13 protein-coding genes are annotated in these 13,735 nt (G+C 71.1%); 5 read left to right on the top strand and 8 right to left on the bottom strand.

The features are described from left to right. Positions 1-80: 80 nt before the first annotated feature. Positions 81-623 (top strand): TetR/AcrR family transcriptional regulator, encoded by a 543-nt coding sequence (locus AC5L36_RS06500; protein WP_441214427.1) that lies wholly within the window; start codon positions 81-83, stop codon positions 621-623. Between the two features lie 3 nt (positions 624-626). Here AC5L36_RS06500 and AC5L36_RS06495 read toward each other — a convergent pair whose 3' ends face one another. From AC5L36_RS06495 to fxsA, 4 genes are read right to left on the bottom strand one after another with little or no spacing between them, the layout of a single operon-like run. Next, on the bottom strand, positions 627-1,832 hold the full coding sequence (locus tag AC5L36_RS06495) for a hypothetical protein (protein ID WP_441214426.1): 1,206 nt from the start codon (positions 1,830-1,832) through the stop codon (positions 627-629). 10 nt (positions 1,833-1,842) lie between these two features. After that, complete coding sequence (locus AC5L36_RS06490) at positions 1,843-3,570, bottom strand: HEXXH motif domain-containing protein (protein ID WP_441214425.1); 1,728 nt, start codon at positions 3,568-3,570, stop codon at positions 1,843-1,845. Beyond that, positions 3,567-4,718 carry an FxsB family cyclophane-forming radical SAM/SPASM peptide maturase gene (locus AC5L36_RS06485; RefSeq protein ID WP_441214424.1) on the bottom strand — a complete coding sequence of 384 codons (1,152 nt, stop codon included), beginning with the start codon at positions 4,716-4,718 and terminating at the stop codon, positions 3,567-3,569. Before AC5L36_RS06485 ends, AC5L36_RS06490 begins: the two co-directional genes overlap by 4 nt. A 4-nt stretch (positions 4,719-4,722) precedes the next feature. Further along, on the bottom strand, positions 4,723-4,896 hold the full coding sequence (fxsA, locus tag AC5L36_RS06480; protein WP_441214423.1) for an FxSxx-COOH cyclophane-containing RiPP peptide: 174 nt from the start codon (positions 4,894-4,896) through the stop codon (positions 4,723-4,725). 138 nt (positions 4,897-5,034) lie between these two features. On the opposite strand from fxsA, the gene AC5L36_RS06475 reads away from it, so the two are divergent. Next, positions 5,035-6,204 (top strand): threonine synthase, encoded by a 1,170-nt coding sequence (locus AC5L36_RS06475; protein WP_441214422.1) that lies wholly within the window; start codon positions 5,035-5,037, stop codon positions 6,202-6,204. Further along, positions 6,201-6,986 (top strand): SDR family NAD(P)-dependent oxidoreductase, encoded by a 786-nt coding sequence (locus tag AC5L36_RS06470; RefSeq protein WP_441214421.1) that lies wholly within the window; start codon positions 6,201-6,203, stop codon positions 6,984-6,986. Before AC5L36_RS06475 ends, AC5L36_RS06470 begins: the two co-directional genes overlap by 4 nt. Here AC5L36_RS06470 and AC5L36_RS06465 read toward each other — a convergent pair. From AC5L36_RS06465 to AC5L36_RS06455, 3 genes are all read right to left on the bottom strand, one after another. Further along, positions 6,955-7,842, bottom strand: coding sequence for a hypothetical protein (locus tag AC5L36_RS06465; RefSeq protein WP_441214420.1), 888 nt, complete (start codon positions 7,840-7,842; stop codon positions 6,955-6,957). The two genes, AC5L36_RS06470 and AC5L36_RS06465, sit on opposite strands and share 32 nt — an antisense overlap. Positions 7,843-7,991: 149 nt before the next feature. Further along, a complete protein-coding gene (locus tag AC5L36_RS06460) occupies positions 7,992-9,182 on the bottom strand; it encodes a radical SAM family protein (protein ID WP_441214419.1) in 1,191 nt (396 codons plus the stop codon). Next, on the bottom strand, positions 9,158-11,089 hold the full coding sequence (locus AC5L36_RS06455) for a phosphotransferase (RefSeq protein ID WP_441214418.1): 1,932 nt from the start codon (positions 11,087-11,089) through the stop codon (positions 9,158-9,160). The genes AC5L36_RS06460 and AC5L36_RS06455 overlap by 25 nt, the downstream gene beginning before the upstream one ends. A gap of 128 nt (positions 11,090-11,217) precedes the next feature. Here AC5L36_RS06455 and AC5L36_RS06450 point away from each other — a divergent pair, with 128 nt between their 5' ends. Then, positions 11,218-11,667, top strand: coding sequence for a hypothetical protein (locus AC5L36_RS06450; RefSeq protein WP_441214417.1), 450 nt, complete (start codon positions 11,218-11,220; stop codon positions 11,665-11,667). Between the two features lie 5 nt (positions 11,668-11,672). On the opposite strand, the gene AC5L36_RS06445 is transcribed toward AC5L36_RS06450, so the two are convergent. Next, entirely contained in the window at positions 11,673-12,065 is a 393-nt protein-coding gene (locus AC5L36_RS06445) for a cupin domain-containing protein (protein WP_441214416.1), read from the bottom strand. Between the two features lie 86 nt (positions 12,066-12,151). Here AC5L36_RS06445 and AC5L36_RS06440 point away from each other — a divergent pair, with 86 nt between their 5' ends. Next, on the top strand, positions 12,152-13,183 hold the full coding sequence (locus AC5L36_RS06440) for a potassium channel family protein (RefSeq protein ID WP_441214415.1): 1,032 nt from the start codon (positions 12,152-12,154) through the stop codon (positions 13,181-13,183). Positions 13,184-13,735: the final 552 nt, after the last annotated feature.

The raw sequence follows: 13,735 nt of genomic DNA, 5'->3' as shown, positions 1-13,735 counted from the left end.
GAGGGTCCTCCATTTCACCGCAACCCTAAGCGGAGTTCCCTCCGGTTACCAAGTGAGCTACACCACGGGGAGGAACCACCGTGCGCGCCGACGCACAGCGCAACCGGGACCGGCTGCTCGACGCCGCCGTCCGCGCGTTCTCGCAGGACGGGCCGGAGGTCACGCTCGACGCGATCGCCAAGGACGCGGGCGTGGGCATCGGCACGCTCTACCGCCACTTCCCGACCCGCGAGGCGCTGATCGAGGCGGCCTACCGCAGCGAGCTCGCCCGCCTCTGCGACTCGGTGGGTGAGCTACTCGCCGCCCAGCCGCCCGACGCGGCGCTGCGCACCTGGATGGACCGGTTCGTCGACTACATGGCCACCAAGCGGGGCATGTCCGACGCGCTGCGCGTGGTGATCGCGTCCGGCGTCAACCCGTACGCCCAGAGCCGCGACCGGCTCACCGCCGCGATTGCCGCGCTGCTCGAGGCGGGTGTCGAGGCGGGCACGATCCGGCCGGACGCGCGGGCCGGCGACGTGCTCCTCGGCCTCGGCGGCGTCACGATGGCCGCCGGCGAGCGAGACCAGGCCGGCCGCCTGCTCGACCTGCTGCTGGACGGCCTGCGCTATCGAGCGGGCTGAGGCTCAGCTCGGCCTGGGGCCGGAGATCGACGGGTGCTCGGTGGTGCCCAGGTAGAAGATCCCGGGCAGCGTCTCGAACTTGTCGCTCGGGTTGCGCCGCAGCGTCGAGCTTTCGATCCGCATGCTGCCGGTGCGGTCGTTGCTGACGAAGAAGACCGCCCCGCCACCCTCTCGGGCGTGGTTGCGCTCCATGATCGTCCCGGCGATCCGGACGGTGAACTTGGCCCCGTCGAAGTACATCGCGCCGCCGTTGCCGCCGCCGGGCGTGCCCGCGGGCGCCCCGTTGGCGCCGAAGCCGATCGCCTCGTTGTGGCTGAACAGGCTGTTGAGCACGATCCACGAGACGCCGATGCTGCTGAGCGCGCCGCCGTTGGAGCAGCGCCCGCCCTGGCCGGACGCGCCGCCGAAGGTGCTGCTCACGATGTACACCGGGCCGTCGTTGTCGAGGTCGAGCGCCCGGATGGCCGCGCCGCCGAGATCAGGGCCGCCGTTGTCGCACTTGTTGCGGACGAACTTGGTGTTGACCACCTTGAAGTTTCCGCCCCGCACGTAGAGCGCGCCGCCGCCACCGCCGTTGGTCACCTCGGGGTCGGGGTCGACGCCGATCGAGCTGCCGTCGGCGAGCGTGATGTTTTGCACGGTGAGCTGCGGATGGTCCTGGGCGGTGCAGTTTCCGCTGGTCGCGCCCTGTGCCCGGTCGCAGGTGTTCTGGTAGATGATCCGGCGCTTGCCCGCGCCGCTGAGCGTCACCTTGCCGCCGCCGTCGATGACCACCTTGCGCACGCTGCTCTTGATCTTCGCGGTCTGCGCCATCTTGATCGTGATCGGGTCGGGCCCGCAGTCGAACGTGATGACCCCGCCGGCCGCCACCGCCGACACGACCGCCTTGGAGGTGCAGCTCGCCTGCGTGCCGTTGCCCACCACGCGATCCGGCTTGCTGGTGTCGACCGCGCGCCCCGCGGCCGGGACCGCGGCCTTGCCCTTGGGGTTGCCCGCGCGCAGCACCGCCGCCGGCGGCTTTTTCGAGGCCGGCGGCTTGGTCGTCGGCGCCGCACCCAGCCGCGCCGTGCCGCCCGGCGTCTCGGTGGCCGCCACGCCGCCCGGCGTCGTCAGGGACCGCGGCGGCTCGTCGTCACCGGCGTCGCCACCTCCACCACACCCCGCGAGGAGTGCGGCGGCGAGCAGCAACGAGCCGGCCTTCAGGCGCACCCGCCGAATGCTAGCGGCTGCGCGCCGTCGCGTCGGTCCCCCGTACGGGCACCAGCCACCGGGCCAGAGCGACCGGATCGGGCGGTGATTCGCCGGATTCGCACAGATGGCGGTGAACCGCCAAGCACAGCTCCGGGAAGTCGAGCAGCCGCGTCGCCTGCCGCTGGCAGGCCAGCGACAGGCCGATCCAGGCATCCAGCCGGTCCGGGTCCGCGGCCACCTCGGCCGCGTAGGCATCGCGCGCCGCCGCGAGATCTCCGCCGGCCAGCGCGAGGTCCGCGGGCGTCGCATCGGGTACGAACCGGTGCAGTTGCACCGGATCAGCCACGACACCCGCGAAGCGGCTCGGATCGACGATGCGCAGCTGCACGAGGTCGAGCCGCACACTCTGGGCCAGTGCCCGCGGGCGCGGCTCGATCTCGACCGCGACCGTCTCCACTGGACAGTCGTGCCCGGCCCGCCACGCGCCGGCCAGCCGGGCCACCGCCGCGGGGTCGGGGCGGGCGTTGCGCAGCCGCCAGCCGACCCAGTGGTCTTCGGCCGCCTCGCGGGCCAGCTCCACGGTGTCGGCGGGCGCCGGCTCGCCCTGCCACTCCGCCTGCACCGCGCGCATCCGGTCGAGCAGGTGCCGCCCCACGCTGGTGAACCGGTCGGACTCCGCCAGCACGCCCAGCGTGCGCCACACCCGGTCGCGCCACCGGACGAACTCCACCTGCGCGAACCTGGCCCGCCCGCCGCTTAGCGCGTGTCGCTGCACCCGCCAGAAGTCGGTGACCCCGTGAAAGGCGTACACGCCCTGGAGCAGCGCGCCGAGCGGACGGGGGTCGTCGCGCCAGGGCGCGTAGTAGCGCGGGCGGTCGTCCCGCTCGTACAGCGGCACGAGGTCGATCAACGCGCCGAGCTTCGCGTGCTGGAACTCGTGGAGCAGCCCGACCGCGAGCGCGACGCCGTCGGCCGGGCGGGTCAGCGAGACCGCACCGAAGGCGTCCATACTCGTGACGTTGACGCCGACGTTGGTGCGCTCGGTGTGCAGCGGCACGAGCGTGACGAGGCCGGCAGCGATCCCCTCGGCATACCGGCGGTGGTGCGCGGTCAGCACCGGCCACGCCTCGTCGAGCAGGCGCTGCCACTCCTCGACCTCCGCGCTCGTCAGCCGCTCCGCCGCGGACAGGCGGTGGCAGTCGCGAAACGGGTCGATGTCGTCGAGGCGCACCCGCAGCTCGAGGTCGTCCGCCTTGCAGTGCAGGACGCGCAGCTCCTGCCAGTCTTCGCCAACGGCCAGGTGCTCGCCCGCATAGCGCACCGTCCCGACGCCCTCCGCCCGCGCACGCCCCAGGGTTGGCAGCATCAGCCAGCCGTCCCGCGCGGGGATGTCCACTGTGAACTCGACGCCGGCCCGGATCGCCGCGGCGGCCGCGATGGCGCCGAGGTGGGCCAGGTCGGTCTCGATCGGCTCGACGCCGGTCCAGGCGCCGCGCAGCCGCCGCAGCGACGACGCCAGCCAGGCGCCCACGTGCGGCTCGGCGAAGACCTCGGCCACCGTGTCCGGCGCGTGGCGCTGCGCCTCGACCAGCAGCTGGAAGTAGTCGTCGAGGCGTGCCTCGTCGAGAAGTGTGCGGAGCAGCAGCAGGCGCTTGCTCACCTGGCCGGCCCGCAGGCGGCGGATCGTCTCGGCGTCGCCGTGGCCGTCGCCGAGCGCGTCCACCATGGACGGTGCGAGACTGTGTACGGCCGTCATGCCGGCTGCTTCAGGCGCTCGACGTCCGCGCGCAGCCGCCCGGCCGCGTGTGTGATGAGCCGCCGCAGGTCGGCGCAGTAGACCGACGGGTTGCGAAAGCCCTCGCCGGGACGGTAGCGATGCGGGTAGTAGCCGCCGCCGCAGACCTGGTGCAGCGGGCACGAGCGGCACGTGCTGGAGAGTGCCGCCACACCCACCTGGCGGGCCATGACGGCCGGGTGGCGCAGCGCCTCGTCGAGGTCGTGCGCGAAGACGTCGAGCCCGGTGTCGACCGCACCCGGGTACGCCGAGCGGAGCGTGTCGACCTGCTCGTAGGAACCGTCCACATTGACCACGATCGTGGCGACCGGGCTCAGCCCCACGACCTCGGTGTGGCTCTGTCCACCGAGGACGAGGTTGAGCACCTCTTCGAAGAAGCGCACCCGGGTCTCCCGCACCGGCGCGCCGTACCACCGGTCGAACGCGGCTACCAGCCAGTCTCCGTAAGGCGCGCCCCCGCTGACGGACCCGGGCGGCGGGCTGCCCCAGTTGGCGTGCGGCAGCAGGAAGTCGACCATCGGCGGCTCGTACGGCAGCAGCGCCTCGTACGTGCCGACCGGATCGTTCGCAAGGTCCACAACGGACAGGATGCCGGCGAACGCGGCCGGACGGTCGCGCAGCCGCCGCAGCGCCGCGTCGACGGCCGCGAAGCTGCTGCGCCCGCTCGCGTACCGGCGGTGGCGGTCGGTGGCGGCCCGGTCACCGTCGAACGAGACGCCGATCCTGATGCCCGCACCGGCCAGCGTCGCGAGCGCGGCGTCGGTGAGCAACACGCCGTTTGTCTGGACGAGAACGTCCACTGTGGTCGAAGTTGGTGCGGCGGCGCGGAGGCGTTCGGCGACACGGGCCAGCCGCGCCGCGCCGAGCAGCATTGGTTCACCGCCGTGTAACACGATGCGGAGGGTGGGGATGCTATAAGCCGTGGCGTGCGCCGCGATCCGCCGGCAGGCGGCGTCCAGCACCTCGTCGCTCATCACGGCGGTGGCCGCCCGCCAGCTCTTGTCGGCGAGCTCGTACATGTAGCAGTAGTCGCAGGCGAGGTTGCACCGGGAATGCACCTTCAGCACGAACTCCCGGAATGGGGTGGGACGCCAGGTGATCCCGTGCATGAGCTCAGCCGATGGCGGCGTTCCAGCCGGCGACCGCGTCCTGCGGTCGGTCGATGTCGTCGAGGATGCGGCGGAGCGACTGGCCGAAGGCGGACCCGTCAAGCGCTCGTAGATCGGCCAGACTGATTGCGTTAAGATCAATCAGGTCAAATTGGCTGTCGTCGGCGGTGGCATCCATCCCGGCCGGCATCCCTCTGTGGACGAATAGTGCGTTGTCGACGGCAGTCCACCGGACAGCGTCCTTGGCGTCGCCAACGTACTCCCCCGTTCAGCCAACGTCCAGACACGACGATGCGTGTCGGACCAAGATTGGCTGGTGACCGCCTCGTATCTCACCGACCTCGAATGCCCGCGCTGCGGCACCCGTTACGACGCCGACCGGCCGCAAAACCTCTGCGCGTGCGGCTCGCCGCTGCTCGTCCGGTACGACCTGGCGGCGGCCCGAGCCGCCCTCGACCCGGCCGCGATCGCCACTCGAGCGGCAGACCTCTGGCGCTATAGCGAGCTGTTGCCGGTCCGCGACGCTGCGCACATCACGACGCTCGGTGAGGGCTGGACTCCGCTGCTTCCCGCCGCCCGGTACGGCGCGCGCATCGGCGTACCGAGGCTGCTCGTGAAGGACGAAGGGCTCGTGCCGACCGGCTCGTTCAAGGCGCGCGGCGCCGCCGTCGGGGTCTCCCGCGCGAGCGAGCTGGGCGTCCGGCACGTGGCGATGCCGACGAACGGCAACGCCGGTGCGGCGTGGGCGGTCTACGCGGCCCGAGCCGGGCTGCGCGCGACGATCGCGATGCCCAAGGCCGCGCCCGCCATCACGCGTAAGGAGTGCGCGGTCGCGGGCGCGGAGCTGCACCTCGTGGACGGCCTCATCGGCGACGCCGGCCGGCTCGTCGCGGGCCTGATCGGCGACGGTGTCTTCGACGTCTCCACGCTGAAGGAGCCGTACCGGCTCGAAGGCAAGAAGACGATGGGGTACGAGATCGCCGAGCAGCTCGGCTGGCGGGTCCCCGACGTCATCCTCTACCCGACCGGCGGCGGAGTGGGCCTGATAGGCATTCACAAGGCCCTGGCCGAGCTGCGCGAGCTGGGCTGGATCGGTGACAAGCAGCCGCGGCTCGTGGCCGTACAGTCCTCGGGCTGCGCGCCGATCGTCGCCGCGTTCGCCGCCGGCGCGCGGCGGGCCGAGCCATGGCCGGACGCGCACACTGTCGCGTTCGGCATCACGGTGCCCGCGCCGCTCGGTGACGAGCTCATCCTCGACGCGCTCTACGCCACCGGCGGCACGGCCATCTCCGTCGACGACACCGACCTGCTGGCCGACCTGCGGGTCTTCGGCGCCGACGAGGGGCTGTGGCTCTGCCCGGAGGGCGCCGCCTGCCTGACCGCCGCCCGCACGCTGCGCGCGGCCGGCTGGCTGGGCGAACACGAGGAGGTGGTGGTGCTGAACACGGGCACCGGGCTCAAGTACCCGGATAGCGTGGACGCATGACACGGACCTTGATCACGGGTGCGTCGGACGGGCTCGGGCGCGCGCTCGCGTACGCGCTGGCCGATCGGGGGCACGAGCTGATCGTGCACGGCCGCGACGCCACCCGGCTCGCCGAGGTGGCCGAGCGGACGGGCGCGCAGGCGATCCGGGCCGACCTCTCCTCCCTCGCCGAGGTGCGCCGGCTGGCCGCGGCGGTCGATGGTGAGCTCGACGTGCTGGTCAACAACGCGGGCATCGGCTTCGGGCCGCCCGGCGAGGCCCGGCAGCTCTCCGCGGACGGATACGAGCTGCGGCTGGCCGTCAACTACCTGGCGCCGTACCTGCTGACCCAGCTCCTGCTCCCCCGGCTCAAGCGGTCCGCGCCGGCCCGGATCGTCAACGTCGCCTCCATCGGCCAGCGACCGTTCGATGTGGACGATCCGATGATGCTGCGCGGCTACGACGGCACGGAGGCGTACCGGCGCGCGAAGCTGGCCCTCATCGCGCACACGTTCGACCTGGCCGAGGAGCTGTCCGGCACGGGCGTGACGGCCAACTGCCTGCACCCGGCGACGCTGATGCCCACGACGATGGTGCGGCAGGCCGGCACCGGCGAGATCGACTCCCTGGAGCGGGGCCTCGCGGCGACGCTGCGGCTCGTCGTCGACCCCGAGCTGGAGGGCGTGACCGGCCGCTACTTCGACCGCGAGCGCGAGGCGCGGGCGCTCGACCAGGCGTACGACGTGGACTTTCGCAAGCGCCTGCGCGAGCTCACCGAGTCGCTAGTCGGGGCACGAGCCTGAGGCGGCTGGGGGCCCGGCTGACGGTGGCGGAGCGGTCGGCGGCAGCGGTCTTGGCGCGCACGAAACACAGGTCGGCCTGCCGCTCGCGGACCGCGTCGATGCGCGGCAGGAAGTCGGCGGCGCTCGCCGCGGCCCCCACCCGCAGGGCCCGCCGCACGAAGTCGTCTTCGTCGATGAGCACGAGGTCGACGTCACCGTATCGGGCGAGGTAGCGCGGCATCACGTCACCGCGCAGCCAACTCGACCGGCAGACCAGCTCGTTGTTGACCGGGAAGACCCGCGGGCGGATGAAGTGGGTCTTGACGGCGGCGGCGACGTCGAGCAGCCGCTCCGGCCTGTCTTCCCGCGCCAGCACCTGCCCCATGAGATCGCGGAAGAGCCGGGCGAACCCGGCGCGGAACACCAGCGGATCGGGCGCACCCGCGCTGTGGAACTCTTTTGCCAGGCGGCGGGCCCGGCCGCGCCACGGCTCGGCTCGAAGCGTGAACCCGAGCACCCGGGACACCCGGTCGGGGATGTAGTCGGGCCGCACGTTGAGCCCGGTCACGAGCAGCAGTGGGTCTTCGACCACGCCGGTGATGGCGTCGGCGCCGAGCACGATGCGGCCCTCGGGGCTCAGCTCGTCGATCCGCTTGTGGTGCACGCCCTCCAGGTCGGCGAAGTCCTCATCGGACAGTCGCGCGTCGAGCAGCGACTTGGTGAAGACGCGGGTATTGCCCGCCTGGTCGAAGCGACCCACCTCGGTGTTGTGTGCGAAGGGCCAGCGGTTGAGGTCGTGGTGGAGACAGAGGCGCACGACGCGGTCGACGTCGACGCCGGGCTGGCGCTCGGCGAGCCGCCGGGCCACCCAGGTCATGCGGCCGACATGCCAAATCCGGGCAAATGCCGACGAACGCGGATCTCGCTCTTCTCCGTATACCGAAACAAAGCCCGTGATGCGACGGAGCCGACGAAGCGCCCGAACGGTGGTGAAACCGGTGGGCGCCCGAAGGGGTGGGTCGACCGTCACGCCGCGCGCCCCCCTCCGGTAAACGACCCCAGCCACGCCTTTTGCCTGCGCACACCCTGGGCTCGAATCGCCAAATGCCGGCCGTAGCCGTGCAACAGTGTATTGTAGTCAAACTCGTCGATCATGTCACCGATCACCAGTTCCCCCCGGGTGACCGATACCAATCCTGCGTCGAGACTCAGGAAGGTGGCCACCTTGGCAGCCAGGGTCGCACCATCCGTCCACTCCCCGGCCGCGGCGACCGCGCAGCGCCCCCGCTGACCGAGCGGGCAGGCGGCCGGCAGGCAGCGGTGCTCGGCGTACGGCAGCCGCCACGTGCCCAGCGCCTCCGGCTGTCCACTGAGGAGCGCCAGCGCGCAGGACGTGTTGCGGTACAAGGGGTATCCGACCGCCGCCGCGGCGTCCCGGGCCTCCGCCCAGCCTTCGTCGTCGAAGACCTCCCACTGCTCCGCCGGCGCCGCCATCGACCGGTCGAGCAGCGTGACGAGGCGCTCGTCCGCCAGCGGTACCCCGGGGCCCCGGGTCAGCCCGACCACGACGGAGCAGGACAGGCCCGAGGAGGCCAGCCGCCCGACCAGCTTTTCCAGGTCGCCGCGGCTCGGCCGCAGCTCGGCCACGAACGGCCGCCAGAAGTGCACGGCCTTCTGGTGGGCGGTGCGGGACACGAGGCGGGCGTTTTCGAGCGTGGTGTCCAGATCGGCGATCGGGCCGCGCTCCAGCGGCAGGCCGGTGAGCCGCCCCATGGACTGGCTGAGAAACCAGAAGATCGGGAAGCCCGGCCCGTCGAGCGCGTTGAGCAGCTCCTGGTCGAGCCGCCCCTTCGTCACCACGACCACCGGGCGGCGCGGGATGCGCTCGGCCAGCAGCTCGACGATGCGCACCAGCGCCTCGCGGTTGGGGCGGGTGAGCACCATGTCGGTGTAGTTGCCCACGCAGAGCGGCGTCTGGTCGTGCGCTGGGTCGATCACCCGGGCCCGCCGCCCGTACAGGTGCTCCTCGACGGCCGCGACCACCGCCTCCGGCGTGGCCCGCAGCGCGGGGCGGGTGGCCCGCAAGCCGAGCGGGCCGAGGTAGCAGTAGGCGCAGTCGGCCGGGCAGCCGACGATCGGGTCCACTGTGATCCACGAGTCGTGCTCGGCCACCAGCGGGACGGCGGCCCGGATCAACTGCTGCTCGTCTCCTGCCACGCGTCGAAGACCGCCGTGCGCGCCCTCCTGCATCGCTCCTCCAACTGGCTCACGTCGGTGACCGCGTCCGCGTTGTTCCAGTGGAACGAGAACGTCTCTTCGAGGAGCCGCTTCATGTGCAGGCCACCCGGCTCGAACTGGAGCTCGAACGTGTCGAACAGCACCCTTTCGCGACGGTTGCGCGAGGCGTGGAAGTACGGCTCGAAGAAAGACGCCTGCTCGGTCAGCAGCACCGTGGCGCCGATGCCGAACCGTGCGAGCCTGACCTCCACCAGGCTCTTGTACTCCTCCCGGAGGATCTCGTAGCCGCGCAGGCTCGCCTCGAACTTGCGAGCCAGGTCGGCGTGCAGCTCCAGCCCGTCGGGGACCACCGCGCCGAGCCGCCGCCCGTCCGGGTCGTAGCTGGCGGAGATCCCGTACGCCTCCAGGAAGTACGGGTTGCAGATGACCATCTGGAGGCTGGCGCCCGCCGCGAGCAGGCGCAGGATCCGGGAGTTGAACACACCGCGCGTCGCCAGGTACGAGTATCCGGTCTCGGCGGTGATCCGGACGGACGCGCCCCGGGCGGCGGAGGCGTGCAGCGCGGCCTCTTTGACGCGGTTGCGCTTCTCGTTCGTCAACAGCTCGTGGCCGTGCATCGGCACGTACGCCGCGGTGCACCGCAGCAGTGTCAACGCTTCGGCGGTGGTCGATATCACTGCCTCCGGAGCGTAGCGATGTCCGTCAAGCATGCGGCGCAACGCGGTAATCATCCGGAGCACCGAGAGCATGTCGACGCCGGCGGCGACGGGGCCGTTGTTGGTCACCCAGCGGATCCGCTTGAGGCACTCGCTGAGTAGGAACCAGCGGTACATCATCGCGGCGCCGGGCAGCGACGTGCCGCGCAGCACCGCGCACAGCTCCTGCCGCCACATCCGCAGGCACCGGCGGTGGCGCGGCTCGTCGGGCGAGTCACGGAGCGCGAAGTCGTCGTCGCCGACGAGGTTGACGGTCTCCAGCAGCTCGTCCTGCACGAGCGCGCCGCTGTGCGCGTGCCGGGGCGTGGTGTGCAGGATCAGGTCGACCTCGAAGCGGGCCAGGTCTTCGAAGACGTGCGCCTGCCGCCCCTTGCCGAAGTCGATCAGGTCGACCTCCGCGCGCACGCTGTTGACCAGGATGTTGGCCAGGTGGGCGTCGCCGTGGATGAGCCGCCGGTCGGCCACCGGCGCCACCCGCACCGCCGCGGCCGCCTCGGTGTACCAGGCGCGGAAGTCGCGCAGGTCTTCGATGTCCGACCACAGGGCGGCGGCCGTGGTGAGGCTGGCGTTGATGTCCCGCTCCCAGTCGACGTCCGGCAGGTAGTCGCCGAGCGCCCGCCCCTCCTCCTCGTTCTGGAGGTCGGCGTTGCGCACCAGCAGGCTGGCCACCTTGTACAGGCAGGCGCGCACCGTGCGCTCCGGCGGCGCGCCCTCGACCGGCGGCATGCGCACGAACGACTGGAGAAAGCCGCCGAACTCGCTGTAGTCGGCCAGCTCGCGGTAGGTGCGGCTGCCGATATAGCGGTACGCCATCGCGCTCCAGCTCTCCGACTGGTCGCGGATTTCCACGTCGACCGGGCCGTAAATGCCGTCGAGCTGGTTGGTCACGAGCCATTCGTCCGCGGAGCCGAGAAATGCCGCGCGGTTTTCGTGCTCCAGCTGAATCTCGCCGGTCGGGCCGCCTTTCAGAATGAACAGGCCACGCCGCGGCGCGTACACGAGGGCGACCAGGAGGCCGCTGTAACCGCCTTGCAGCACGCGTACGTCGATCGTCGCGCCCGCTCTCGAATCAGCCTTCGGCTGGTCACCCACCACGAGGTGGACGAGGCGCCGGACATCGCCGGCCGTCAGTTCGGAATGCTTGCCGATCACGGTCAGCCGGGGCGGCACGAAGTCTCCAGACGACAAAGAAACGAGGGGTCACGGCCGATGCTAGCCGCGCCCAGATTGTCTGGTCTACCGGCGTGGCGTCCGCTTCGCTACTCTGCGGATCGGCGTACGGGGAGGGATCACCAACAATGGGTGTCGGCGAGTGGGCGGCCTTCACAGCCGCGTTCATCAGCGGCGCGAATATCATCGTCACCGCGATCCTGACCCGCAACCGCGACCGCACGAGCTGGTCGCGTGAGGCGCTGTCGGACACGCTCGTCGCCCTGCTGGAGGCGAGTTGGCGCAGCTCGGACGCGGCCCGCGACCGCTTCGAGCTGGGCCCGCAGCCGCCCGACCCGACGGCCGCGGCGCGCCTGGAGGACATCGTGCAGACCGCGTTCGGCGAGCTGCGCACCAGCCTCACGCGCCTGCGTCTATTCGCGTCGGAGTCGGTCGGCGCGGCCGGCGTCGACCTACTGATCAAGCATCGCGAGCTGCGTGACGGCCAGCTCGCCGATCACCCCGCACTGCTGGACACGGTGGCCGCCGCGCGCCGCAAGCTGATCCAGGCGGCACGCCGCGATCTCAAGACCGACTGAAGAAGCTACTTGCCGGGCGGCTCGTCGGCGCCCGACTCCTCCGCCTTGTCCGCCTCTTCCTTCGTCTTGTGTACCGCGCCGTCGGCGTGCTCGGGCGGCCCGTACACGGTGTAGAGCACCAGCGGGTTGGGGCCGGTGTTGACGAAGTTGTGCTTGGTGCCGGCCGGCACCGCCACGAGGTCGCCCTGGGCCACCTTCCGCGTCTTACCGCCGACCTTGGCCTCGCCCACGCCGCTGACGAACGTGAGGATCTGGTCGGTGTCCGGGTGGACCTCCTCGCCGATCTCACCGTCCGGCGGGATCGTCATGATCACTAGCTGCGCGTGTTGCCCGGTCCAGAGCACCCGCCGAAAGTCCGGGTTCTGCTCGGCGACGGTCGCGATCGTGAAATGCTCCATGCCGCCTTCGTACCCATTTCCACCTCGATCAACGCGGGTCCCCGACGGCTGATCTATCGTGTAGGCGTGCCGGCCCGAGATCTGTCGTGATCCACCTACCTTCCCCGCCCCGGGGACCATTGCGAGCCCTCAGCTCGCGCCTCGTCGCGGCGGTCGCCCTGGTATTGGGCATCGTCTGCGTGGTCTACGCCGACCGCGACGGCTACCGCGACGTCAACGACGACGGGCTCACGCTGCTCGACTGCTTCTACTACGCGGTCGTGTCGCTGTCTACGACGGGCTACGGCGACATCACCCCGACCTCGGAAAGCGCCCGGCTGATCAACGTCATCGTGATCACGCCGGCGCGGGTGCTCTTCCTGATCATCCTGGTCGGCACGACACTTGAGGTGCTGACCGAGCAGTACCGCACGAACGCTCGCCTTACGCGGTGGAGAAAACTCTTGAAGGACCACGTGATCGTCTGCGGCTACGGGACGAAGGGACGCAGTGCCGTGGCGGCGCTGCGCGAAAACGGCTTCGACGGCAAGCGCATCGTCGTGGTGGAGTCCGACCGCGCGGCCGTACGCCAGGCCACCGCCGACGGGCTCGTCGCGCTGGAGGGCTCGGCCACCCGCTCGTCCCTCCTGGCCGAGGCGCATGTCAAGGACGCCAAGGCAGTCATCATCGCGACCGACACCGACGAGGCCAACGTCCTCGTCACGCTCACCGCGCGCCAGATGACCGCCGGCAAGGTACGCATCATCGCCGCCGCCCGCGAGGCGGAAAACGCCCCGCTGCTCAAGCAGAGCGGCGCCCACCAGGTGATCGTCTCCTCCGCGACGGCCGGCCGCCTGCTCGGCCTCTCGACGTCGGCGCCGCCGCTCATCGACGTGGTGGAAGACCTGCTGACGCCCGGCCGCGGCATGGCTCTCGCCCTCCGCTCGGCCGACCGCGCCGAGGTGGGCAAGTCGCCCCGCAAGGTGAGCGAGCTGGTCATCGCCCTGGTCCGCCACGGCCGCGTGCTGTCCCTCGCCTCCCCCGAATGCGCCATGATCGAGACTGGCGACATGCTGGTCTACATCCGGGACGACGCCGCCGTCCCCGTCGAGTCCACGTTGACCCGCGACAGCGCCTAGAGACCTTTCGGAGTCAGGGGCGCCGCGGTCTCGGGTTCGATTCAAAGGCAGATTTGGGCTACCGCGATGTCCGTCGTGGTCCAGACCGCTGCTCCCGCGGCCTCACCCGTCCGCCGCTGGTCACGCTCACCCCGCGCGTGGTTCGTTGTCCCCAATGCCCCGTGCCGAAGCGACGGGCAACAGACCGGACAGAGGCGCTGTCACCGCGAGTAACCGCCGCGGTGGCGTGAACGGTGTCCGGTGCGAGATCTTGGAGAGTTAGGGCGCTCTGCGAGCCGCCGGCCGGGAGCGGTGCCCGCGGGAGCATACGGTCTACCGCTGACGCGGACCTGGGAAAAGTTCTGCCTTGAATTTGATCGTGCGTTGTGGCCGGGCCGCGAACCCTGACTCCGAAAGGTCTCTAGACCCGTCGCCGGCCGGTTGGGTGGTGTGTGCGGGGATCCTTTGCTCTGCTTCCCCATAGGAAGCGGCCTGACGGTTCAACCCGCGCCAAGGGTGGGTGCTCACCATAGGGAAGCAGAGCAAAGGGATCCACGCGCACATTCGTCTAGC

The sequence above is a fragment of the Phytohabitans sp. LZ39 genome (assembly GCF_059359075.1).
The sequence above is the reverse complement of the archived record's forward strand: the minus strand, read 5'-3'. Positions and strand labels throughout refer to the sequence as shown.

Bases quoted from the DNA above. Each gene is read 5' to 3' on its own strand.
- AC5L36_RS06490 (WP_441214425.1), bottom strand. From the start codon at position 3,570: ATGACGGCCGTACACAGTCTCGCACCGTCCATGGTGGACGCGCTCGGC.
- AC5L36_RS06485 (WP_441214424.1), bottom strand. From the start codon at position 4,718: ATGCACGGGATCACCTGGCGTCCCACCCCATTCCGGGAGTTCGTGCTG.
- fxsA (WP_441214423.1), bottom strand. From the start codon at position 4,896: ATGGATGCCACCGCCGACGACAGCCAATTTGACCTGATTGATCTTAAC.
- AC5L36_RS06470 (WP_441214421.1), top strand. From the start codon at position 6,201: ATGACACGGACCTTGATCACGGGTGCGTCGGACGGGCTCGGGCGCGCG.
- AC5L36_RS06465 (WP_441214420.1), bottom strand. From the start codon at position 7,842: ATGACCTGGGTGGCCCGGCGGCTCGCCGAGCGCCAGCCCGGCGTCGAC.
- AC5L36_RS06450 (WP_441214417.1), top strand. From the start codon at position 11,218: ATGGGTGTCGGCGAGTGGGCGGCCTTCACAGCCGCGTTCATCAGCGGC.
- AC5L36_RS06445 (WP_441214416.1), bottom strand. From the start codon at position 12,065: ATGGAGCATTTCACGATCGCGACCGTCGCCGAGCAGAACCCGGACTTT.